This window comes from Pseudomonas sp. GL_093 (assembly GCF_057837605.1).
Genome location: NZ_CM174448.1, coordinates 953,314 through 975,033 on the forward strand (window position 1 = coordinate 953,314; position 21,720 = coordinate 975,033).

Annotated in this window: 18 protein-coding genes; 5 read left to right on the forward strand and 13 right to left on the reverse strand. The window is 58.7% G+C overall.

Annotation, left to right across the window (positions count from 1 at the left end):
- Positions 1-13: 13 nt before the first annotated feature.
- The 10 genes from AC3IUE_RS04160 to AC3IUE_RS04205 all read right to left on the reverse strand — a co-directional run bounded on the left by AC3IUE_RS04160 (position 14) and on the right by AC3IUE_RS04205 (position 13,668).
- Positions 14-994 carry a peptide ABC transporter ATP-binding protein gene (locus AC3IUE_RS04160; protein WP_111450436.1) on the reverse strand — a complete coding sequence of 327 codons (981 nt, stop codon included), beginning with the start codon at positions 992-994 and terminating at the stop codon, positions 14-16.
- A complete protein-coding gene (locus AC3IUE_RS04165; RefSeq protein WP_461996957.1) occupies positions 994-1,962 on the reverse strand; it encodes an ABC transporter ATP-binding protein in 969 nt (322 codons plus the stop codon). The genes AC3IUE_RS04160 and AC3IUE_RS04165 overlap by 1 nt, the downstream gene beginning before the upstream one ends.
- Positions 1,963-1,972: 10 nt before the next feature.
- Positions 1,973-2,884, reverse strand: a complete 912-nt coding sequence (locus AC3IUE_RS04170; protein ID WP_046046053.1) for an ABC transporter permease subunit — start codon at positions 2,882-2,884, stop codon at positions 1,973-1,975.
- A gap of 13 nt (positions 2,885-2,897) precedes the next feature.
- The gene (locus tag AC3IUE_RS04175; protein ID WP_008148942.1) at positions 2,898-3,908 is read right to left on the reverse strand and encodes an ABC transporter permease subunit; all 1,011 of its coding nucleotides are present in this window, start codon (positions 3,906-3,908) and stop codon (positions 2,898-2,900) included.
- Positions 3,909-3,982: 74 nt separating this feature from the next.
- Positions 3,983-5,578: an ABC transporter substrate-binding protein gene (locus tag AC3IUE_RS04180; RefSeq protein ID WP_056742899.1), complete on the reverse strand. Its 1,596-nt coding sequence runs from the start codon at positions 5,576-5,578 to the stop codon at positions 3,983-3,985.
- Positions 5,579-5,657: 79 nt separating this feature from the next.
- Entirely contained in the window at positions 5,658-7,076 is a 1,419-nt protein-coding gene (locus tag AC3IUE_RS04185) for an OprD family porin (protein ID WP_489265733.1), read from the reverse strand.
- A gap of 173 nt (positions 7,077-7,249) precedes the next feature.
- Positions 7,250-8,851, reverse strand: coding sequence for an ABC transporter substrate-binding protein (locus tag AC3IUE_RS04190; protein WP_056742903.1), 1,602 nt, complete (start codon positions 8,849-8,851; stop codon positions 7,250-7,252).
- A gap of 308 nt (positions 8,852-9,159) precedes the next feature.
- Positions 9,160-10,785, reverse strand: coding sequence for an ABC transporter substrate-binding protein (locus AC3IUE_RS04195; RefSeq protein ID WP_056742905.1), 1,626 nt, complete (start codon positions 10,783-10,785; stop codon positions 9,160-9,162).
- Between the two features lie 259 nt (positions 10,786-11,044).
- Complete coding sequence (locus tag AC3IUE_RS04200) at positions 11,045-12,646, reverse strand: ABC transporter substrate-binding protein (RefSeq protein WP_489265736.1); 1,602 nt, start codon at positions 12,644-12,646, stop codon at positions 11,045-11,047.
- 305 nt (positions 12,647-12,951) lie between these two features.
- A complete protein-coding gene (locus AC3IUE_RS04205) occupies positions 12,952-13,668 on the reverse strand; it encodes an SIMPL domain-containing protein (protein ID WP_489265738.1) in 717 nt (238 codons plus the stop codon).
- A 318-nt stretch (positions 13,669-13,986) separates the two neighbouring features.
- Here AC3IUE_RS04205 and AC3IUE_RS04210 point away from each other — a divergent pair, with 318 nt between their 5' ends.
- The 4 genes from AC3IUE_RS04210 to AC3IUE_RS04225 all read left to right on the forward strand — a co-directional run bounded on the left by AC3IUE_RS04210 (position 13,987) and on the right by AC3IUE_RS04225 (position 18,578).
- Complete coding sequence (locus AC3IUE_RS04210) at positions 13,987-15,249, forward strand: ATP-binding protein (protein ID WP_056742908.1); 1,263 nt, start codon at positions 13,987-13,989, stop codon at positions 15,247-15,249.
- Positions 15,242-15,808: a response regulator transcription factor gene (locus AC3IUE_RS04215; RefSeq protein WP_008148925.1), complete on the forward strand. Its 567-nt coding sequence runs from the start codon at positions 15,242-15,244 to the stop codon at positions 15,806-15,808. Before AC3IUE_RS04210 ends, AC3IUE_RS04215 begins: the two co-directional genes overlap by 8 nt.
- A gap of 97 nt (positions 15,809-15,905) precedes the next feature.
- Positions 15,906-17,633 (forward strand): ABC transporter ATP-binding protein/permease, encoded by a 1,728-nt coding sequence (locus tag AC3IUE_RS04220; RefSeq protein WP_056742913.1) that lies wholly within the window; start codon positions 15,906-15,908, stop codon positions 17,631-17,633.
- A gap of 195 nt (positions 17,634-17,828) precedes the next feature.
- Positions 17,829-18,578, forward strand: a complete 750-nt coding sequence (locus AC3IUE_RS04225) for a FadR/GntR family transcriptional regulator (protein ID WP_046045828.1) — start codon at positions 17,829-17,831, stop codon at positions 18,576-18,578.
- Here the strand turns inward: AC3IUE_RS04225 and AC3IUE_RS04230 are convergent.
- From AC3IUE_RS04230 to AC3IUE_RS04240, 3 genes are all read right to left on the reverse strand, one after another.
- Positions 18,575-18,799 (reverse strand): hypothetical protein, encoded by a 225-nt coding sequence (locus tag AC3IUE_RS04230; protein ID WP_489265741.1) that lies wholly within the window; start codon positions 18,797-18,799, stop codon positions 18,575-18,577. The two genes, AC3IUE_RS04225 and AC3IUE_RS04230, sit on opposite strands and share 4 nt — an antisense overlap.
- A 243-nt stretch (positions 18,800-19,042) precedes the next feature.
- On the reverse strand, positions 19,043-19,234 hold the full coding sequence (locus AC3IUE_RS04235) for a hypothetical protein (protein ID WP_056742915.1): 192 nt from the start codon (positions 19,232-19,234) through the stop codon (positions 19,043-19,045).
- A gap of 14 nt (positions 19,235-19,248) precedes the next feature.
- Positions 19,249-20,565, reverse strand: coding sequence for a phospholipase (locus tag AC3IUE_RS04240; RefSeq protein ID WP_489265743.1), 1,317 nt, complete (start codon positions 20,563-20,565; stop codon positions 19,249-19,251).
- 238 nt (positions 20,566-20,803) lie between these two features.
- Here AC3IUE_RS04240 and kdgD point away from each other — a divergent pair, with 238 nt between their 5' ends.
- Complete coding sequence (gene kdgD, locus AC3IUE_RS04245; protein ID WP_046045831.1) at positions 20,804-21,715, forward strand: 5-dehydro-4-deoxyglucarate dehydratase; 912 nt, start codon at positions 20,804-20,806, stop codon at positions 21,713-21,715.
- Positions 21,716-21,720 lie beyond the last annotated feature (5 nt).

Here is a 21,720-nt window from a genome sequence, read left to right on the forward strand (position 1 = left end):
CTCCCACATTTTGTTACGCGGCGCCGTCGAGAAACTGCTCAGCGTAATGGCAAGCCACCTGGCGACTGTCGAGCAAGCGCAGGGCCGGCTCTTCGGTGCTGCAGCGCTCGGTCGCGTACGGGCAGCGCTTGTGGAAAGCGCAACCCGACGGCGGGTTCAGCGGGTTGGGCAATTCGCCGACGATCTTGATTTTCGGCTTGTTCGGGTCCGGGTGAATGGTCGGGGTGGCCGACAGCAGCGCCTGGGTGTACGGGTGCAGAGGGCGCTCGTAGATGTCGTTTTTCGGGCCCATTTCCACCGGGCGACCGAGGTACATCACCATCACGTCATCGGCGACGTGTTGCACCACCGCCAGGTTGTGGGAGATGAACACGTAAGCGGTGTTGAACTCTTGCTGCAAGTCCATGAACAGGTTCAGCACCTGCGCCTGAATGGACACGTCCAGCGCCGAGGTCGGTTCATCCGCGACCAGCACTTTAGGCTGCAACATCATCGCGCGGGCCAGGGCGATCCGCTGACGCTGACCACCAGAGAACATGTGCGGATAACGCTGGTAGTGCTCAGGACGCAAGCCCACCTGCTTCATCATCGCCTGCACTTTCTCGCGACGTTCGGCGGCGGAAAGGTTGGTGTTGATCAGCAGCGGCTCGCCGAGCTGGTCACCGACTTTTTGCCGTGGGTTCAACGACGCGTAAGGGCTCTGGAACACCATCTGCACGTCTTTGCGCAGTTGCTTGCGTTCAGCCTTGTTCGCACCGGTGACTTCCTGCCCGGCGATTTTCAAGGAGCCGGAGGATGGCTCCTCGATCAGCGTCAGGGCACGGGCCAGGGTGGATTTGCCGCAGCCCGATTCGCCGACGACAGCGAGGGTCTTGCCGGCTTCCAGTTCGAACGACACACCGTTAAGCGCGCGAACGGTCGCATGGCCCTTGAACAGGCCACGGGACACTTCGTAGTGACGGGTCAGGTCGCGGGCGGTAAGTACGACGGCCATTACGCCACCTCCTGATTCAGCGGGTAGAAGCAGCGGGCGAGGCTGTTGCTTTTCGGGTCGAGGGTTGGACGTTGCTGACGGCAGGTATCCTGCACGTACGGGCAACGCGGCGACAGCAGGCAACCCTGCGGGCGGTCATAACGACCGGGAACGATGCCCGGCAGCGTCGCCAGGCGGGTGGCGCCCAGGCTGTGTTCCGGAATCGCCTTGAGCAGCGCTTCGCTGTACGGGTGCGCCGGAATATCGAACAGCTGAGGCACCTGACCCACTTCGACCGCCTGGCCGGCGTACATCACGCACACGCGCTGAGCGGTTTCGGCCACGACCGCGAGGTCGTGAGTGATCAGCACCAGGCCCATGTTCTGCTCTTTCTGCAGGGCCAACAGCAGGTCCATGATCTGCGCCTGAATCGTTACGTCCAGTGCTGTGGTTGGTTCGTCGGCGATCAGCAGTTTCGGTTCGCCGGCAATCGCCATGGCGATCGCAACACGCTGGCTCATACCACCGGAGAGTTGATGCGGGTAAGCATCCATACGGCTGGCGGCGCCCGGGATTTCAACTTTTTCCAGCAGTTCGATGGCACGCTTGCGCGCTTGCTTGCCGGACATTTTCAGGTGCAGGCGCAGCACTTCTTCGATCTGGAAACCGACGGTGTAGCTCGGGTTCAGCGCGGTCATCGGGTCCTGGAAGACCATGGCCAGGTCTTTGCCGACGATTTTGCGACGCTGACGGTTGCTGAGCTTGAGCATGTCTTTGCCGTCGAACATCAGGGCGTCGGCAGTGACGATCCCCGGATGCTCGATCAGGCCCATCAGCGCCATCATGGTCACGGACTTGCCGGAACCCGATTCGCCAACGATGGCCAGCACTTCGCCCTTGTCCACGGTAATGTCGAGACCGTCGACCACCGGAACGGCGTTCTTGTCGCCGAAGCGAACGTTGAGATTCTTGATTTCTAACAGTGACATTTGAATCTCCTCAGGCGGCGTTCTTGAGTTTCGGGTCCAGCGCATCGCGCAGGCCGTCGCCCATCAAGTTGATTGCCAGCACGCTGAGCAAAATGGTCAAACCAGGCAGACTGACGACCCACCAGGCGCGTTCGATGTAGTCGCGAGCCGAAGCCAGCATGGTGCCCCACTCAGGGGTTGGCGGTTGAACGCCAAGGCCGAGGAAGCCCAGTGCCGCGGCATCGAGGATCGCCGAGGAGAAACTCAAGGTCGCCTGAACGATCAGCGGCGCCATGCAGTTAGGCAGCACGGTGACGAACATCAGGCGTGGCAGATTGGCACCGGCCAGGCGCGCGGCGGTCACGTAGTCGCGGTTCAGTTCGCCCATCACCGCGGCGCGGGTCAGGCGAACATAGGACGGCAACGAAACCACGGCGATGGCAATAATGGTGTTGATCAGGCCAGGGCCGAGGATGGCGACAATCGCCACAGCCAGCAGCAGGGACGGCAGGGCCAGCATGATGTCCATCAGACGCATGATGGTCGGGCCGAGCAAGCGCGGGAAGAACCCGGCGAACAGACCCAAAAGGATGCCCGGAATCAGCGACATCACCACCGACGACAAACCGATCAGCAGGGACAGGCGCGAACCGTGGATCAGCCGCGACAGCAGGTCGCGACCCAGTTCATCGGTGCCGAGCAGGAACTGGATTTGCCCACCTTCCAGCCAGGACGGCGGGGTCAGCAGGAAGTCGCGGTACTGCTCGCTCGGGTTATGCGGCGCGACCCAAGGGGCGAACAGGGCGCAGAAAATCACCAGCAGCATGAACAGCAGGCCGGCGACGGCGCCTTTGTTCTTGGAGAACGCTTGCCAGAATTCTTTGTATGGAGACGGATACAGCAGACTTTGATCGACTGCTACCGCTGGAATTGAAGTGGTCATGGTCATAATGATCTCAGCGCTGGTGACGAATGCGTGGGTTGGCAAAGCCGTAGAGGATGTCCACCACGAAGTTGACCAGAATCACCAGGCAGGCGATTAACAGGATGCCGTTTTGCACCACGGGATAATCCCGTGCGCCAATGGCTTCGATCAGCCATTTGCCGATGCCGGGCCAGGAGAAGATGGTTTCGGTCAGGACCGCACCGGCCAGCAATGTGCCGACTTGCAGGCCAACCACGGTCAGTACCGGAATCAGCGCGTTACGCAGGCCGTGAACGAACACCACGCGCGACGGCGACAGGCCTTTGGCGCGGGCGGTACGGATGTAGTCTTCACGCAGCACTTCGAGCATCGAAGAACGGGTCATCCGCGCGATCACTGCCAGCGGAATGGTACCGAGCACAATGGCCGGCAGGATCAGGTGGTGCAGCGCATCGAAGAACGCACCGACGTCATCGGCCAGCAGCGTGTCGATGAGCATGAAACCGGTCCGCGGCTCGATGTCATAGAGCAGGTCGATCCGCCCGGACACCGGGGTCCAGCCCAGGGACACCGAGAAGAACATGATCAGGATCAGGCCCCACCAGAAGATCGGCATCGAGTATCCCGCCAGGGAGACGCCCATCACCCCATGGTCGAACAGGGATCCTCGCTTGAGTGCCGCGATCACCCCGGCCAGAAGGCCCAGGATGCCGGCGAACAACAGGGCGGCCATGGACAGTTCCAGGGTCGCGGGGAATAGAGAAGTGAATTCGCTCCAGACACTTTCACGGGTACGCAGGGATTCGCCGAGATCGCCGTGGGCCAGTTTGCCAACGTAATCCAGGTATTGGGCATACAGGGGTTTGTTCAGACCTAGGCGTTCCATTGCCTGAGCGTGCATTTCGGGGTCGACTCGACGTTCGCCCATCATTACTTCCACGGGGTCGCCTGGAATCATGCGAATCAACGCGAAAGTCAGCAAGGTGATGCCGAAGAACGTGGGGATCAATAACCCCAATCGGCGGGCAATAAAACTAAACATCTTGTGGTGTACCTCATCAGCCGGTTAGGCGTGCCTGGCGTCCCTGGGGTCAGGGACGCCGGGAGTTTTCTTATCTACTTCACCTGGGTGGTGGCGAAGTTATTAGTGGTGAGCGGGCTAATGTGATAGCCCTCTACGTTGTTGCGCATTGCGGTGAACATACGGGTGTGCGCCATGCTGATCCAAGGTTGGTCCTGGTTAAAGACTTCTTGGGCTTGCTCATAGAGCGCTGCACGTTCCGCCGGGTTAACTTTAGCCCTGGCTTCATCGATCAGCGTCTGGAACTTCTCATTGCACCAACGTGCATAGTTTTCGCCGTTTTTGGCGGCCTCGCAACTGAGCATAGGCGTCAGGAAGTTATCCGGGTCGCCGTTATCGCCCGCCCATCCGGCAGACACCATGTCGTGCTCGCCGTTTTTCGCGCGCTTGAGCATTTCGCCCCACTCCATGACGCGAATATCGACCTTGATCCCGACCTGGGCCAGGTCGGCCTGCATCATCTGTGCGCCGAGCATCGGGTTCGGGTTGGTTGGACCGCCGCCGTTACGGGTGAACAGGGTAAACGTAGTGCCATCCGGCACGCCGGCTTCCTTGAGCAAGGCGCGAGCCTTGTCCAGATCACGTGGTGGATTCTTCAGGTCGTGGTTGTAGCCCAGCAGGGTGTCCGGGTACGGATTGACCGCCACGGTCGCATTGCCTTTGCCGAACAGCGCGTTGACGTAGGCGGCCTTGTCGAAGGCGATATCGATGGCTTTACGTACGCGCACATCGCTCATGTACTTGTGCGAGGTGTTCATGGCGATGTACGAGACCGTCATCGCGTTCAGTTCATCGACACTCAGTTTGGCGTCTTTCTTGATGCTCGGGATGTCATCCGGTTTCGGATACAGCGCAATCTGGCATTCGTTGGCTTTCAGTTTTTGCAGGCGCACGTTGTTGTCGGTGGCGATGGCCAGGATCAGCGAATCAGCCGGTGGCTTGCCACGGAAGTAATCCGCGTTGGCCTTGAAGCGGACTTGAGCGTCCTTGTTGTAACGCTGGAAAACGAACGGGCCGGTGCCGACAGGCTTGTTGTTCAGGTCGCCGGTCTTGTTGGCCTTGAGCAGCTGGTCGGCATACTCGGCGGAGTAGATCGAGGAGAAGGCCATGGCGATGTCGGCCAGGAACGGCGCTTCGCGGCGGGTCAGGGTGAAGGTGACCGTGTTGTCGTCGATCTTCTCGACACTTTTGAGCAGTTCCTTGAAGCCCATGCTTTCAAAGTACGGGAAGCCCACGCTCGACAGTTTGTGCCACGGGTGATTCGGGTCCAGCTGACGCTGGAAGCTCCAGACCACGTCGTCGGCGTTCATGTCGCGGGTCGGTTTGAAGTATTCGGTGGTGTGGAACTTGACGCCTTTGCGCAGGTGGAACGTGTAGGTCAGACCGTCCTCACTGATGTCCCAGGAATCGGCCAGCGCCGGAATCACTTCAGTGGTGCCGGGCTTGAAGTCCGCCAGACGATTGAAGATGGTTTCGGCCACCGCATCGGCTGTGACTGCAGTCGTGTACTGGACCATATCGAAGCCTTCCGGACTGGCTTCGGTGCAGACCACCAGGGGTTTGGCCGAGACGCCAACAGCGACACTCAGCAACGCGGCCGCGATGGCCGCACGTAGGGGAAGCATTTTCATCAAAGAACCCTCTGCAATCGGTTGAACTGAAGAAAACCAAACGGCCGACTCGTCATGAGTCAGCCGCAGGCGTGCGTTTTTACAGAATGTTGAACGGGATGGTGGTCACGAGACGGAACTCGTTGATGCTGCCATCAGCCTGGTTCTCGCTGGCGCGGTGAGCGGTGTAGGTCGCGCGCACAGTGGTGGCCTTGAGTGGGCCGCTCTGCACGGCGTACGAAGTACCGATGCCGTATTCATAGTGGTGTTCACCGTCCATCGTGGTCACGCTGTCGTAGGCGCCACCTTTGTAGTGAGTACCATCGATGCCCCAGCCGCGAGCCTGATAGATGTTGAACTTCAGGCCTGGCACGCCGTATTCGGCCATGTTCAAGCCGTAGGCGATCTGGAAGGATTTCTCGTTCGGGCCGTTGAAGTCCGACAGCAGGGAGTTGGCCAGGTAGATGCCGTTGGTTTCGTGCAGGTAGTCGAAGTACTCGTTACCGTTCACTTCCTGGTAGGAGAAGGTCAGGCTGTGGGCCTGGTGGGTCAGGCCGAGCGACAGGGAGTAGGTGTCGTTGTCGATTTCGCCCAGCAGCTTTTTGCCTTCGTCGACGGTTTTGTAGTAGTTCAGGCCGGTGGTCAGGCTTAGTACCGAGCTGTCACCCAATACATGGCTGGCGCCGAAATAGTACTGGTTCCACAGGTCTTCGGCCTGGGTGCCCCACAGGCTGGTGGTCAGACTCGCGAACGGCTGATAAGTGATACCAGCGGTGTTCACGTGATCGGCTTCAATGACAGTGTCGGCGTATTCGGAGCGGAATTTACGCTGGCTTTCTTCGGTCCGCGGTGAGTTGCGATCGAAGGTGCCGAGGTCGAACGACAGGTTCTCCAATTCTTCACTGTGCAGGCTGACACCCTGGAAGCTCGAAGGCAGTGCACGGTTGCCGATTACATCGACCTGCGGGCTGCTGAAGTTTTGACGACCGGCGGTCAGGGTGGTGTTGGAGACACGCGCCTTGACGTTGGCCAGGCCCAGTTTGCTCCACTGGCCTTGGGCGTCGCCGCCGTCTTTGGTCAGGGTACGGTTGTTGCCAAGGCCGCCAACACCATTCAGTGGTGCGCCACCGTTAGCAGACGCAAGGTCTTTGCGGTCACGGTCCAGGGCGATGGCGTTGTAAGCCGCGACTTCAGTGCTGAAGCCGACAGTACCTTCGGTGAAGCCCGAGTTGTACTTGATGATGGTGCCCTGGACCCAGTTGATACGACGATCCGTTTCGGTCGATACACCGTTTTTGTTGTACTTGAAATGGGCGCCACGTTTCAGTTGCTCGTTGGCATACCAGTTACGCGTGCTTCCGGTGATCGACTGGCCTTCGACAAAGCCAGTGGCTTCACTCTGAGCACTTTTCTCTTTCACGGTAACCGGGGTGTACGCCTGGCTTTGGGTTTCTGCGTACGCCGAGGCGGTTACGCTGCTGATGGCCAGGGCCAATAACGCGGTGCTACTCAGTTTCATGGGGTGAAGCTCCTTTCTTTCTTTTTTTAATGCCGGTCTTTTTTGGTGATCCGGCTATTTGGTTTCGAACTCATACAAGGCATCGCAAACGTTTGCTGTAGGCCGGATTGACGAATTACGGCAATACGCTTGCGTGAGGGCGGAATCCGCCCCCAGCGTTTTTGGCTAATCGGTTATTTTTCTATGCTGACGCCCGAGAACACGTTACGACCGAAAGGACTCACCTTGAATCCTTCGATTTTGGCGCTCAACGGCTGGTTAACCGTCGAGTGGGCGACTGGCGTAATCGGCACCTGCTGTTTGAGGTACTGCTGCGCCTGTTTGTAAAGCACGGTGCGCTGGTCGCGGTCGGTAACGACCTTGGCCTGCTTGATCAGCTTGTCGTAAGCCGGATCGCACCACATGGAGTAGTTGTTGCCGCCAATGGCGTCGCAGCTGTAAAGCGTGCCGAGCCAGTTGTCCGGGTCCCCGTTGTCACCGGTCCAGCCGATCAGGCTGACGTCGTGCTCGCCGTTCTTGGTGCGCTTGATGTACTCGCCCCATTCGTAGCTGACGATCTTCACTTTGAGGCCGATTTTTGCCCAGTCAGCCTGGAGCATCTCGGCCATCAATTTGGCGTTGGGGTTGTAAGGGCGCTGAACGGGCATCGCCCACAAAGTAATTTCGGTGCCTTCCTTCACGCCGGCAGCCTTGAGCAATTCCTTGGCTTTTTCCGGGTTGTAGGCGGCGTCTTTAATGGTCTCGTCGTAGGACCATTGGGTCGGCGGCATGGCGTTGACGGCCAGTTGACCGGCACCTTGATAGACGGCGTTGAGAATGCCTTGCTTGTTCACCGCCATGTCCAGCGCCTGGCGCACTTCGAGCTGGTCGAAAGGCTTGTGGCGCACGTTGTAGGCGATGTAACCGAGGTTGAAACCGGGCTTCTCGATGAGCTTGAGTGTCGGGTCGTTCTTCAGCGCGGTCACGTCGGCAGGGCGCGGGTGCAGGGTGATCTGGCACTCGTTGGCCTTGAGCTTCTGTACTCGCACCGAGGCATCGGTGTTGATGGCGAAAATCAGGTTCTCAAGTTTGACCCGGCTCGGGTCCCAGTACTGCTTGTTGCCGGTGTAACGGATGTTGGAATCTTTCTGGTAGCTCTTGAACACGAACGGCCCGGTGCCGATCGGCTTCTGGTTGATGTCGCTCGGCTTGCCTTCGGCCAGCAGTTTGTCGGCGTATTCGGCGGACAGGATGGCGGCGAAGCTCATGGCGATGTTCTGGATGAACGCGGCGTCCACGCTGTTGAGCGTCATGACCACGGTCAGCGGCCCGGTCTTCTCGACCTTGGCGATGTTCTTGTTCAGGCTCATCCCATTGAAGTACGGGAACTCGGTCGGATAAGCCTTACGGAAAGGTTGCTGCGGATCGAGCATGCGATTGAACGTGAACAGCACGTCATCGGCGTTGAAATCACGGGTCGGCGTGAAGTATTTGGTTGTGTGAAATTTCACCCCTTCGCGCAGGTGAAAAGTGTACTTGAGGCCGTCCTCGGAAATATCCCAGCGAGTGGCCAGGCCTGGTACGACGTTGGTGGCGCCTTTTTCGAACTCTGCCAGTCGGTTGTACAACGGCTCGGCGGCGTCATTGTCGGTCGCAGTGGTGTACTGCGCGGTGTCGAAGCCAGCCGGGCTGCCTTCGGAGCAGAACACCAGGCTGTTATTGGCGGCCTGGCTGATGGACGTGGCGGCCAGCAGACCGGTGCCCAGCAATGCGGATAAAACCAAGGTATGGCGCATGACGCTCCCTTTTCTCTTTCTCTAAGTGTTTTCAATGAATCGCCGTCCCGTCCGGGGACGTGGAGGCATCATTGATCTCAAGCCATGACAGGCAGCAATAACCGAGAGCCCACGCACGAACTGGTCAGATCCCGACGGTAGAAGCCGTGGGTCTGGCAGTAAATGCGTAGAGTCCTAAAGACTCGTAGGAAATGGCAACGCATCCGACGCCGCTGCTGTAATGCTCAGCGGAATTGGATGTAGGTGGTTTCCTACTTTCTCGGCAGATAAAGCAACGGCGACGTTAAAAACGTCGCCGCTGCAAAACCTTATTTGCTGACGCTGACGCCGTAGAAGGAGTTCAAGCCAAACGGGCTGATCTTGAAGTCCTGCACGTTGTCGCGCATGGGTTGGAACACCGTCGAGTGAGCGATAGGTGTCATTGGAACGGCATCTTTGAGGACGTGTTGCGCCTGCTTGTACAGTTCGGTGCGCTTGGACTGATCGGTCGTGCGCTTGGCTTCTTTCACGATGCCGTCGAACTTCTTGTCGCACCACTTGGAGAAGTTGTTGCCTTGCAGGGAGTCGCAGCCGAACAGCACGTTCAGCCAGTTGTCCGGGTCACCGTTGTCGCCGCTCCAGCCAATCAGCATCGCGCCGTTTTCGCCGCCTTTGGAGCGCTTGATGTACTCGCCCCACTCGTAGGTCACGATCTTGGCCTTGATACCGATCTTGGCCCAGTCGGACTGCAGCATTTCAGCCATCAGCTTGGCGTTCGGGTTGTACGGACGCTGCACCGGCATCGCCCACAGGTTGATCTCGGTGCCTTCCTTGACGCCGGCTTCCTTGAGCAGCTCTTTGGCTTTCTCAGGGTTGTACGGCGCATCCTTGATGGTGGTGTCGTAAGACCACTGGGTTGGCGGCATGGCGTTGACGGCCAGCTGACCAGCACCCTGGTAAACGGAATCGATGATCTGCTGCTTGTTGACGGCCATGTCCAGCGCTTGACGCACTTTCAGTTGGGCCATCGGGTTCGGCTGATCGCTGCCCTTGATCTTGTCCATCACGTTGTAGGCGATGTAACCCAGGTTGAAACCAGCCTGGTTAGGCACTTTCAGAGTCTTGTCTTCCTGAAGAGCCTTCAGGTCGGCCGGACGAGGGAACAGAGTGATCTGGCACTCGTTCTTCTTCAGCTTCTGGATACGCACCGACGGGTCGGTGGTGATGGCGAAGATCAGGTTGTCGATCTTGACGTCGTCAGGCTTCCAGTAGTCCTTGTTCCCGGTGTAGCGGATGTTGGAGTCTTTCTGGTAGCTCTTGAACACGAACGGACCAGTGCCGACCGGCTTCTGGTTGATGTCGGCGGCTTTGCCTTCTTTCAGCAGCTGGGCGGCGTACTCGGCGGACTGGACGGAAGCGAAACTCATGGCCATGTTCTGGATGAACGCGGCGTCGACTTCTTTCAGGGTGAACTTGACAGTTTTGTCGTCGACTTTATCGATCTTGGTGATGTTGGTGTCCATCCCCATGTCGGTGAAGTACGGGAATTCGGTCGGGTACGCCTTACGGAACGGATCATCCTTGTTAATCATGCGATTAAAGGTGAACAGCACGTCGTCGGCGTTGAACTCACGAGTCGGCTTGAAGTACGGGGTGGTGTGGAACTTGACGCCTTCACGCAGGTGGAAGGTGTAAGTCAGGCCATCATCGGAGATGTCCCATTTGGTCGCCAAACCAGGAATAACGGCGGTGCCGCCGCGCTCGAACTGAGTCAGACGGTTGAACATGGTTTCTGCAGAGGCGTCGAAGTCGGTTCCGGTGGTGTACTGACCAGGATCAAAACCGGCCGGGCTCCCTTCGGAGCAAAACACCAGGTTAGTCGCCGCTTGGGCGAAAGGTGCGCTAGCTAACAAGCCTGCGCCGACTAAAAACGGAATGACCGCGTGTTTAAGCATGGTGGCCTCATGATTTGTTGTCATTTTTGGAATTAGAGGACGACCTCGTGAGTCGTGCCTGCGGATACTTATGCAGGGGCCATACCCATTGCAAGATCCGGAGCGACCACAGGCGTTAAACAGTGGCACGAACGTACCTTAATGTCGCATTTGTATAAATTCACGCACATTTGACCGTTTGCGCAGGTTTTTTTCAGTGCAAATCGCGCACCGACAGAGTGCGTCCGGGGCGCCTGGCGCACCCGGTTAGAGCGCGGTGTTACTTATTTATACCCACACCATAGAAGGGTGTGAGGCCGAACGGGCTGATCTTGAAGTCGGTGACTTCCTTGCGCAGCGGCTGGAACACCGTCGAGTTGGCAATCGGTGTGATAGGGACTTGTTGCTTAAGGATTTGTTGTGCCTGTTGGTACAAATTGACCCGTTGCTGTTTGTCAGTGGACACTTTGGCCTGCTGAATCAATTTGTCGTACGCCGGGTCGCACCACTTGGCGTAGTTGCTACCTTTCACCGCGGCGCAGCTGTAGAGCACGCCGAGCCAGTTATCCGGGTCGCCGTTGTCGCCAGTCCAGCCGTAAATCATTGCATCGTGTTCGCCGTTCTTGGCGCGCTTGATGTACTCGCCCCATTCATAGCTGACGATGTTGGCCTTGATCCCGATTTTCTCCCAATCCTGCTGGATCATCTGTGCCGACATCCGGGCGTTGGGGTTGGATGCGCGCTGCACGGTCATGGCCCACAAATTAATAGTGGTACCGGGTGCAACCCCTGCTTCTTTCAGTAGCGCCTTCGCTTTCGTCGGGTCGTGAGGCGCGTCCTTGATGCTTGGGTCATAAGACCATTGAGCGGGAGGCAGGGCGTTCTGCGCCAGTTGGCCGGCCCTTTGGTAAACGGCTTTGATGATCGCGGGTTTGTCGATGGCCATGTCCAGCGCCTGGCGAACCTTGAGCTGATCCAGTGGTGGATGAGTCACGTTGTAGGCCAGGAAACCAAGGTTGAACCCGGCTTGTTTGAGTACGGTGAGATTCGGGTCTTTCTCCATGACTTCGATGTCTGCCGGGCGTGGGTAACCGCTGACCTGGCATTCGCCGGCCTTGAGTTTCTGCAAGCGAACGGCGGCGTCCGGGGTGATCGAGAAGATCAGGTTATCGAGTTTCACGTCCTCGGGTTTCCAGTAGGCCTTGTTGGCGGCGTAACGGATCTGCGAGTCCTTTTGATAGCGCTTGAACACGAACGGGCCGGTGCCGACGGGTTTCTGATTGATGTCCGCGGCTTTGCCTTCTTTTAGTAACTGGGCGCCGTACTCGGCGGATTGCACCGAAGCGAAGCTCATGGCCAGGTTTTGGATGAAGGCGGCGTCGATGTTGTTCAGGCTGAAACGCACGGTGTGGTCGTCGATTTTGTCGACGCTCTTGATCGTTTTGTTCAGGTCCATGTCGGTGAAGTACGGCGACTCGGCGGGGTAGGCCTTGCGGAACGCATTTTCCGGATCAAGCAGGCGTTGGAAGGTGAACAGCACGTCATCGGCGTTGAAGTCGCGGGTCGGGGTGAAGTAGTCGGTGGTGTGGAATTTCACGCCGTCGCGCAGGTGGAAGGTGTAGCTGAGGCCGTCCGTGGATACCTCCCATTTTGTTGCCAGACCGGGTTCGACTTCGGTGCCGCCGCGTTTGAATTGGGTGAGACGGTTGAAGATAGTTTCGGCCGAGGCGTCGAAGTCGGTGCCGCTGGTGTATTGGCTGGGATCGAAACCGGCGGGGCTGGCTTCGGAGCAGTAGACCAGGGTGGTGGCGGCTTGGGCCAATGGGGCGGTTGTTGCTAGGGCTAGGGCGAGCAGAAGTGGTTTGACGGTGGTTCTTTCCATGGAGTCCCCGAGGGTTTGGGCGGTGGTGTTTTCCTGAGAGTAGCGGTGTTGGCGGGAGTCGCGGAAATACCCATTTGTGAGGGAGACCCCTCTATCTCGGCATATTCAGGCTGCTTTTCGAGCTTGTTGGCCTGATAGTCGACCAGCTTTTTACTGATGTACACAGTTCAACTGTGGGAGCGAGCCTGCTCGCGATGGCGACAGATCACTCACCAAATATCTGACTGGTTCAACTTGGCTTTTCGCAGGCAATAAAAAACGGCGATCACTTTGGTGATCGCCGTTTTTGTGTACGGGTTATCGAATCAAGGCATCAACACTTCAATTGAACCATCCGCCGTCATGCTCACCTGGCTCGTACCCGCCTCAACCTCAGGCGTCACCGGTGCCGAGTCCATGCTCGCCGCTTTCATCATCATCGGCGCGCGCATGTACGGTTGTGGATAACCGTTGCTGTTCAAGTTCAGGTTAACAATTCTATAACCCTTGCCGCCCAGTGCATCGGTCGCCAGTTGAGCGCGGGCCTTGAAGGCTGTCACGGCTTCTTTAAGCAGCGCATCTTCGCTGGCCTTGCGGGTTGGGGTGGCGATGGCGAAGTCCATGCCGCCCATTTTCAGGTCGGTGAGCAGTTCGCCGGTCAGTTTCGACAGCGCGGCGAAGTCGGAGCTTTCCAGGCGCAGTTCGGCGCGTTCGCGCCAGCCGGTGATTTTCTGGCCCTTGGTGTCGTAGATCGGGTAGCTGTTGCGACTGCCCTGGCGCAGGGTGACTTCCTTGACCTGTTTGGCCTGGGCCAGCGCTTTGTTCATGGTGGTACTGACGTCGGCGGCGAGTTTGGCCGGGTCGGTGTTTTGTTCTTCGGTGTAGAGGGTCACGATCATCAGGTCGCGGGCCACTTCCTGACTGACTTCGGCGCGCAGGGCGATCTGGTTGTAATGAAGTTCGTCGGCGGCCAGGGCCGGGAGGCTGGCGACGGTGCCAACGCTAAGGGCAAGAAGGGCGGCGCTGCGGCTGAAACTGTGCATGAAAACTCCTTGGACGGTGCGCAGGGGTTAAGGTCCGAGCCTGCGTGAAACCATCAGACTCTAGCTTTTATGATCCGGTTCGCACAGTTACAACTTCTATACAGATGGATAGACGGTGACCGCTGCGCGGCCAATCGCGAGCAGGCTCGCTCCCACATTGGAACGCGTTCACCTGTGGGAGCGAGCCCGCTCGCGAAGGCGGCCTTATAGTCGCAGCCGGTTTTTTTGCCATGTGGTCGTTTGCCGCACTTGCGCCTCTGACGGCGTGGCTTGGTTATACTCCGTGCGATCCGCCTGGAGCGCTCATCAGGAGAGCTCATGCTCGCCCCCGTTCAAATCACTTCCGCTACTCGCCAGAATCTCTGGCGGCTGACGTTCATCCGCACATTGGTGTTGGCCGCTCAGGCCGGTTCCGTGGGTCTGGCCTACTGGCTCGACTTGCTGCCGCTGCCTTGGTTCCAACTGGCCGCAACCCTTGGTTGCTCGATGTTGCTGTGTGCGTTCACGGCGATTCGCCTGCGCACCACATGGCCGGTTACCGAACTCGAATACGCCGTGCAACTGGCCTGTGACCTGTTTATCCACAGTGCCTTGCTGTATTTCTCCGGCGGGTCGACCAACCCCTTCGTCTCTTATTACCTGGTGCCGCTGACCATCGCCGCGGTGACATTGCCGTGGCGTTATTCGGTGATTCTGTCCGGTATCGCGTTGACGATGTACACCTTGCTGTTGGCGCGCTTCTATCCGCTGCAAACCTTCCCGATCGCTCGGGAAAACCTGCAGGTGTACGGGATGTGGCTGAGTTTCGCCCTGGCCGCGGCGGTCATCACCTTCTTCGCCGCACGCATGGCCGAAGAGCTGCGCCGTCAGGAAGAACTGCGTGCCATCCGTCGCGAAGAGGGCCTGCGCGATCAGCAACTGCTGGCCGTCGCCACTCAGGCCGCCGGTGCTGCCCATGAACTGGGCACGCCGCTGGCGACCATGAGCGTGTTGCTCAAGGAAATGCGTCAGGACCATCACGACCCGATGTTGCAGGACGACCTGAGCGTGCTGCAGGATCAGGTCAAACTCTGCAAAGAAACCTTGCAGCAACTGGTGCGCGCCGCCGAGGCCAATCGTCGATTGGCGGTGGAGATGCAGGACGTCACCGATTGGCTCGACGAAGCCCTGAATCGCTGGCACCTGATGCGCCCGGAAGCCAGTTATCGCTTCCAGCGCTTGGGCCAAGGCACCGTGCCGCGCATGGCGCCTCCGCCGGACCTGACCCAGGCGCTGCTGAATTTGCTCAACAACGCCGCCGACGCTTGCCCCGAAGGGCTGCAAGTGACGCTGGACTGGAATGCCGAGGATTTGACCATCAGCATTCGCGACCACGGCGCCGGTGTGCCGCTGGCCATCGCCGAGCAGATCGGCAAGCCGTTTTTTACCACCAAGGGCAAAGGTTTCGGCCTGGGCCTGTTTTTGAGCAAGGCCAGCGTGACACGCGCCGGCGGCTCAGTGAAACTCTACAGTCATGAGGAAGGCGGCACGCTCACCGAGCTGCGCCTGCCCCGTGTCGCCCGAGGAGACGAACATGAGTGACGAGATCCAAGTCGAAGGCGAAGGCGAAGAACTGCCGCATTTGCTGCTGGTCGACGACGACGCAACGTTTACCCGGGTGATGGCCCGTGCCATGGCCCGCCGCGGCTTTCGCGTCAGCACCGCCGGTTCCGCCGAAGAAGGCCTGACCATCGCTCAGGCCGACCTGCCGGACTACGCCGCGCTGGACCTGAAAATGGACGGCGATTCCGGCCTGGTGCTGTTGCCCAAGCTGCTTGAGCTGGACCCGGAAATGCGCGTGGTAATCCTCACCGGTTACTCGAGCATCGCCACCGCCGTCGAGGCGATCAAGCGCGGCGCGTGCAATTACCTGTGCAAACCGGCGGATGCCGATGACGTGCTGGCCGCGCTGCTTTCCGAGCATGCGGACCTCGACACACTGGTGCCGGAAAACCCGATGTCGGTGGATCGCCTGCAGTGGGAACACATCCAGCGCGTGCTGACCGAACACGAAGGCAACATCTCCGCCACGGCTCGCGCCCTGGGCATGCACCGTCGTACGTTGCAGCGCAAATTGCAGAAGCGTCCGGTTCGTCGCTGAACCTGCGCTGAACGAATGCGGGCCGCTCCTCGCGACAAACCGAACCGATCATCTATGATCGGTTCGAGTGTGTTCTTTTCTTTATCGAGCCTTTTCCATGAATCAGAACGCTGAATATTCCGCGGTCAATGATGCTGTGCGCGGGCAGTTTTTTCGCAAAGTCTGGGCGATGACCACGCCTTACTGGCGCAGCGAAGAGAAGGGCAAGGCCTGGACGTTGTTGATTGCCGTGATCGCGCTGTCGCTGTTCAGCGTGGCGATTTCGGTGTGGATCAACAGTTGGTACAAGGACTTCTACAATGCCCTGCAGAAAAAGGACGAAGCGGCCTTCTGGCAGTTGATCCTGTATTTCTGCGGCATTGCGGCGGTGGCGATTCTTGGCGCGGTGTATCGGCTCTACCTGACGCAGATGCTGACGATTCGCTGGCGGGCCTGGCTCACCGAGAAGCACTTCGCCCGCTGGCTGGGCAACAAGAATTACTATCAGCTGGAGCAGGGCGGTTACACCGATAACCCGGACCAGCGGATTTCCGAAGACCTTAACAGCTTCACGTCCAATACCCTGGGCCTGGGCTTGGGCCTGATCCGCAACGTGGTCAGCCTGGTGTCGTTTTCAATCATCTTGTGGGGCGTGTCGGGCAGCATTGAAGTGTTCGGTTTCACCATTCCCGGCTACATGTTCTGGTGCGCGCTGGTTTACGCCGCGGTCGGCAGCTGGCTGACGCATTTGATCGGTCGTCGCTTGATCGGTCTCAACAACAATCAACAACGCTTCGAAGCCGACCTGCGTTTTTCCATGGTCCGGGTTCGCGAGAATGCCGAAAGCATCGCGCTGTACAACGGCGAACCCAACGAGAACCGTCGTCTGAGCAGCCGCTTCGGGCTGGTCTGGCACAACTTCTGGGACATCATGCGCGTGTCCAAGCGCCTGACGTTTTTCACTTCCGGGTATGGCCAGATCGCAATCATCTTCCCGTTCATGGTCGCCGCGCCGCGCTACTTCGCCGGCAAGATCGAGCTCGGTGAGCTGATGCAAATCAACTCCGCCTTCGGCAATGTCCAGGAGAACTTCAGCTGGTTCATCAGCGCGTACCAGGACCTCGCCGCGTGGCGCGCCACCTGTGATCGTCTGCTGAGTTTCCGCCAGGCCATGAGCGACAACGAAGAGCGGGCGCCGGCGATTGATGTGCAGAATCACGGCTCGGCGCTGAAAGTGCACAATCTTGGCCTCGACCTCGCTGATGGTCGTCACCTGCTGACCAACGCCGACATGACCGTGGAAGAGGGCGAGCGCGTCATGCTCAGCGGTCGATCCGGCAGCGGCAAGTCGACCTTGCTGCGGGCGATGGGGCATCTGTGGCCGGCTGGCCATGGCAGCATTCGTCTGCCAGCGGCGCGTTATTTGTTCCTGCCGCAAAAACCTTATCTGCCGATTGGCACGTTGTGTGAGGCGCTGAGTTATCCACAGTCTGGCGATACCTATCCGCACGAGCGCTACGTTCATGTGCTGGAGGCCTGTCGTTTACCGCATCTGGTGTCGCGTCTTGATGAAGCGAATCACTGGCAACGCATGCTGTCGCCGGGTGAGCAACAGCGACTGGCCTTTGCCCGTGCGCTGCTGTATGCACCGCAATGGCTGTACATGGACGAAGCGACCTCAGCGATGGATGAGGAGGACGAAGCGTCGCTGTATCAGGCCTTGATCGATGAGATTCCGGGCTTGAGCATTGTCAGCGTCGGGCATCGCAGCAGCCTGAAGCGCTTCCATCCACGGCATGTTCGTATCGAGAATGGGCATCTGGTGGACCAGACCGTGACCGCATAAACACCAAAACCCCTCCTGTGGGAGCGAGCCTGCTCGCGAAAGCGGTCTGACATTCAGCCTTGAGGTGTCTGACACTCCGCTTTCGCGAGCAGGCTCGCTCCCACAAGGGGAATGGTGTTCACCCCGACGGTGATCGTACAACCGCGTTGAGCTATGATGCGGTTTCAGCCGCAACTTTCGAGAAAGACGTTCACCATGGAAAACCCGATCGACGCACCACGCCTCCCTCGCAAGCGCCGCAGCCTCGCTCAGGAACTGGTGACGGTGCTGTCCGAGCAGATCCGCGACGGTCACCTCAAACGTGGCGACAAGTTGCCCACCGAGTCGGCGATCATGGATGCCCATGGCGTCAGCCGCACCGTGGTGCGCGAAGCGATTTCCCGTTTGCAGGCGGCAGGCCAGGTTGAAACCCGCCACGGCATCGGCACCTTCGTGCTCGACACCCCGAGCCCGAGCGGTTTCCGTATCGACCCGGCGACCGTGGTCACGCTGCGTGACGTGCTGGCGATTCTGGAATTGCGCATCAGCCTCGAAGTGGAGTCCGCCGGCCTCGCCGCTCAACGCCGCAGCCCCGAGCAGCTGGCATTGATGCGAGCTGCGCTGGATGCGTTGAATGAAAGTGTTTCCCATGCCAGCGATGCGGTGGCGTCCGACTTCCAGTTCCACCTGCAAATCGCCCTGGCGACGGGCAACCGCTACTTCACCGACATCATGACCCACCTGGGCACCAGCATCATTCCGCGTACGCGCCTCAACTCCGCGCGCCTGGCCCATGACGACCAGCAGCACTACATGAATCGCCTGAGCCGTGAGCACGAAGAGATTTACGATGCGATTGCGCGTCAGGATTCGGATGCGGCCCGAGCGGCGATGCGGTTGCATCTGACGAATAGCCGGGAGCGGCTGCGCCATGCGCATGAAGAGGCAGAGGCGCAGCGCGGCTAGGGGTAAGGATCTTCTACCTTGACCGTTTTGTAATCGACATACTCAACGGTGTTGTTCAGCAACACCTTGAATATCTTCAGGGTGATTTTCCAGTACTGACCGGGCAGTGTTTCAAACTCGACGATATTGTCCACGCTCACATTCAGGTCAAAATCTGATGGCAGCTCTAGAGCTGCATGTCTGGTTTTGGCAGGAAAGTTAAACCGGTGGATTGTGCTCATGGGGTATTCGCCTATGCAGTGATTGACTGCCCGATTAAGCCTCGGAGGCAGAGCGTTCGAAACTGTAAGAAATACCAGTTTCGATGAACGGTCAGTGTCAATCCGCACCTGCCATTGTGATGTAGATCGTTCCCACGCTCTGCGTGGGAATGCCTCTTGTGACGCTCCGCGTCACGCTTTGGGACGCAGAGCGTCCCGGGCTGCATTCCCACGCAGAGCGCGGGAACGATCAGGTGCGGGGAATCAGCCGGTCCTGAGAATCGAACGATCCACCCTCACGGCCCACTCAGAAGCCCCAGCCTTGGCATCGAATGCCACATGCCCATGCTCATCAACCACCGCCCGGGCAATCGGCACTCCCTTGGCCAACAACTCCAACGGCGCCCCCTTCAGCGATTGGCCCGAAGCCAGTTCCAGTTTCAATTTGATAGTCATCATCGATCTCCTTATCAGGCAACGTTGCCAGTGGGTTGGTAATCCTTGAGCAGCAAATAAGTGCTCCAGCCCCACCAGTCATCCACGGTGGCGGTGTCGTTCAGGTTGTTGACGTCCTTGCGCCGCAGCACCTTGGTGCCCTCGACCTTGAACAGTGGCGAAAAATTGCCCGTCGGGCTCAGTACCGCTTGCAGATCCGGCAGCTTTTTCAACGCTGCAAAACTGCCGGGCGACGGAGCGATGCCGCTGAGGTACGCGGCGAATATTTCATCCGCAGACACTTGGACCGCTTGATTGACCTGGGCGCGATTGGCGCTATCGATAGCGTCGAAATAGCGCTTGTCGCCATAGGCGTGCCATTGAGCGCCGTCGCCGTTACGCACATTGAGCCCGAACTTGCTGTCTTCATCGTGCATGAAGCGGGTGATCAGCGAGCCCAGATCGCTCGGTGTCACCACCGCTGCCAATTGTTTGCGCGGCACGCGCAGGTGGCCGGCGGAAAACAGGTCGGTCAGGTAGTGATCGGCAAAAGCGTTCATCGCATAGGCCAGCTCCAACTGCTTCTCATCGCCGCTGGCGTGGGCCAGCACCGCTTGTTGCACAGCCGCGGTGTGCCCGGCGATATAGGCCAGCAGCGCCCATTCGGCGAAGTGATCGGCATTGTTGGCGGCCAGTTTCAGGTAGCGGCCAAATGGAAACAGCGCCGAGACGACACTGCCGCCGCCGGTGATCTTGTTCCACTCTTCCGACAACGTATCACCGAGGGCGTCATACGCCTCGTGAGGTTGTTTACCGTCCTTGATCGCCTGCTTGATCGCGGCAATTTCCTTTTGCATCACGCCGAGGATCAGCTTGGCCTCAGCGTTAGCAGCAGGCAGCACGGCCAGCGAGTTGAAGGCATTGGTAAACCGCTGGATTCGGTCGGCGCCTGTCGCGCCTTCGCTGATCGGTTGATCGGGAATTCCATAGAAATCACCCCCCAGCGCAATGACCTGGCCATAGGTCAGCGCCAGCCCATTGGGCAAGTGCAGCTCCACCTGTGAAGCGGGGATAGCCGGTGCATCTTTGACGAAACGCAGCAGGGTGCTGTCGCCGATGGCGGTGTGTTCGCCACCCTCAAACCTCAGCTGTGGCTTGCCTTTCAGGGCTTTACCAGAGGCTGTGGGTAGCGACGCGGAAAGGGCAGACGCAGAGTTGTGATGATCAGCAATCTGCAAGACCACGTGTTGGTTATTCCCTATCAGAGGGATGCCATGCTCGGTAAAAAGATCATCCAGTTCGGCGATGACCTGTTTCGGTTTTTCCTTCGGTTGTGCGTGTAGACCTGACATTTCTATCTCCTTGATATGTCGTCGGTACGATCAAAAAATAACTGTATGTATATACAGTTGTCTGGATCATAGATGAGAAATTTCCTACGTCAAGAAAATACCTTTCCGACTCAAATTCTGCGGTTGGCGATGAAATGCAGTTGACGGTTATTATTTAAGTTGTACGATGACCTACAACTTCGGCGAAGGCTGAACGGTTTCCTCACACACATACGTCGCTATCCAGGGTGTTCGAATAATGAATCCACAAGAACTGAAGTCCATCCTCTCTTCCGGTCTGCTGTCTTTCCCGGTTACCGATTTCAATGCTCAGGGCGACTTCCATCGCGCGGGCTATATCAAACGTCTCGAATGGCTGGCCCCATACGGCGCCTCGGCATTGTTCGCCGCGGGCGGCACCGGTGAGTTCTTCTCTCTGGCGGCCAGCGAATATTCGGAAATCATCAAGACTGCCGTCGACACCTGCGAAACCAGCGTGCCGATTCTGGCCGGCGTTGGCGGTTCGACTCGTCAAGCCATCGAATACGCACAGGAAGCCGAGCGTCTGGGCGCCAAAGGTCTGTTGCTGCTGCCGCACTACCTGACCGAAGCCAGCCAGGACGGCGTTGCCGCCCACGTTGAAGCCGTGTGCAAATCGGTGAAAATCGGCGTGGTGGTTTACAACCGCAACGTCTGCCGCCTGACCGCGCCGCTGCTGGAACGTCTGGCCGAGCGCTGCCCGAACCTGATCGGCTACAAGGATGGCCTGGGCGACATCGAGTTGATGGTGTCGATCCGTCGCCGCCTCGGTGATCGCTTCAGCTACCTGGGCGGTTTGCCGACCGCCGAAGTCTACGCCGCCGCCTACAAGGCCCTGGGCGTACCGGTTTACTCCTCGGCGGTGTTCAACTTCATCCCGAAAACCGCGATGGATTTCTACCACGCCATTGCCCGCGAAGATCACGCCACCGTCGGCAAGATCATCGACGACTTCTTCCTGCCATACCTGGACATCCGTAACCGCAAAGCGGGCTACGCGGTGAGCATCGTCAAGGCCGGGGCAAAAATTGTCGGCTATGACGCAGGTCCTGTGCGTGCGCCGCTGACCGATCTGACGGGCGAAGAGTATGAAATGCTCGCAGCGCTGATCGACAAGCAAGGTGCTCAGTAACACAC

Coding starts and splice junctions, on each gene's coding strand:
- AC3IUE_RS04160 (WP_111450436.1), bottom strand. CDS start 994: ATGGCCGTCGTACTTACCGCCCGCGACCTGACCCGTCACTACGAAGTG.
- AC3IUE_RS04165 (WP_461996957.1), bottom strand. CDS start 1,962: ATGTCACTGTTAGAAATCAAGAATCTCAACGTTCGCTTCGGCGACAAG.
- AC3IUE_RS04170 (WP_046046053.1), bottom strand. CDS start 2,884: ATGACCACTTCAATTCCAGCGGTAGCAGTCGATCAAAGTCTGCTGTAT.
- AC3IUE_RS04175 (WP_008148942.1), bottom strand. CDS start 3,908: ATGTTTAGTTTTATTGCCCGCCGATTGGGGTTATTGATCCCCACGTTC.
- AC3IUE_RS04180 (WP_056742899.1), bottom strand. CDS start 5,578: ATGAAAATGCTTCCCCTACGTGCGGCCATCGCGGCCGCGTTGCTGAGT.
- AC3IUE_RS04185 (WP_489265733.1), bottom strand. CDS start 7,076: ATGAAACTGAGTAGCACCGCGTTATTGGCCCTGGCCATCAGCAGCGTA.
- AC3IUE_RS04190 (WP_056742903.1), bottom strand. CDS start 8,851: ATGCGCCATACCTTGGTTTTATCCGCATTGCTGGGCACCGGTCTGCTG.
- AC3IUE_RS04195 (WP_056742905.1), bottom strand. CDS start 10,785: ATGCTTAAACACGCGGTCATTCCGTTTTTAGTCGGCGCAGGCTTGTTA.
- AC3IUE_RS04200 (WP_489265736.1), bottom strand. CDS start 12,646: ATGGAAAGAACCACCGTCAAACCACTTCTGCTCGCCCTAGCCCTAGCA.
- AC3IUE_RS04205 (WP_489265738.1), bottom strand. CDS start 13,668: ATGCACAGTTTCAGCCGCAGCGCCGCCCTTCTTGCCCTTAGCGTTGGC.
- AC3IUE_RS04210 (WP_056742908.1), top strand. CDS start 13,987: ATGCTCGCCCCCGTTCAAATCACTTCCGCTACTCGCCAGAATCTCTGG.
- AC3IUE_RS04215 (WP_008148925.1), top strand. CDS start 15,242: ATGAGTGACGAGATCCAAGTCGAAGGCGAAGGCGAAGAACTGCCGCAT.
- AC3IUE_RS04220 (WP_056742913.1), top strand. CDS start 15,906: ATGAATCAGAACGCTGAATATTCCGCGGTCAATGATGCTGTGCGCGGG.
- AC3IUE_RS04225 (WP_046045828.1), top strand. CDS start 17,829: ATGGAAAACCCGATCGACGCACCACGCCTCCCTCGCAAGCGCCGCAGC.
- AC3IUE_RS04230 (WP_489265741.1), bottom strand. CDS start 18,799: ATGAGCACAATCCACCGGTTTAACTTTCCTGCCAAAACCAGACATGCA.
- AC3IUE_RS04235 (WP_056742915.1), bottom strand. CDS start 19,234: ATGACTATCAAATTGAAACTGGAACTGGCTTCGGGCCAATCGCTGAAG.
- AC3IUE_RS04240 (WP_489265743.1), bottom strand. CDS start 20,565: ATGTCAGGTCTACACGCACAACCGAAGGAAAAACCGAAACAGGTCATC.
- kdgD (WP_046045831.1), top strand. CDS start 20,804: ATGAATCCACAAGAACTGAAGTCCATCCTCTCTTCCGGTCTGCTGTCT.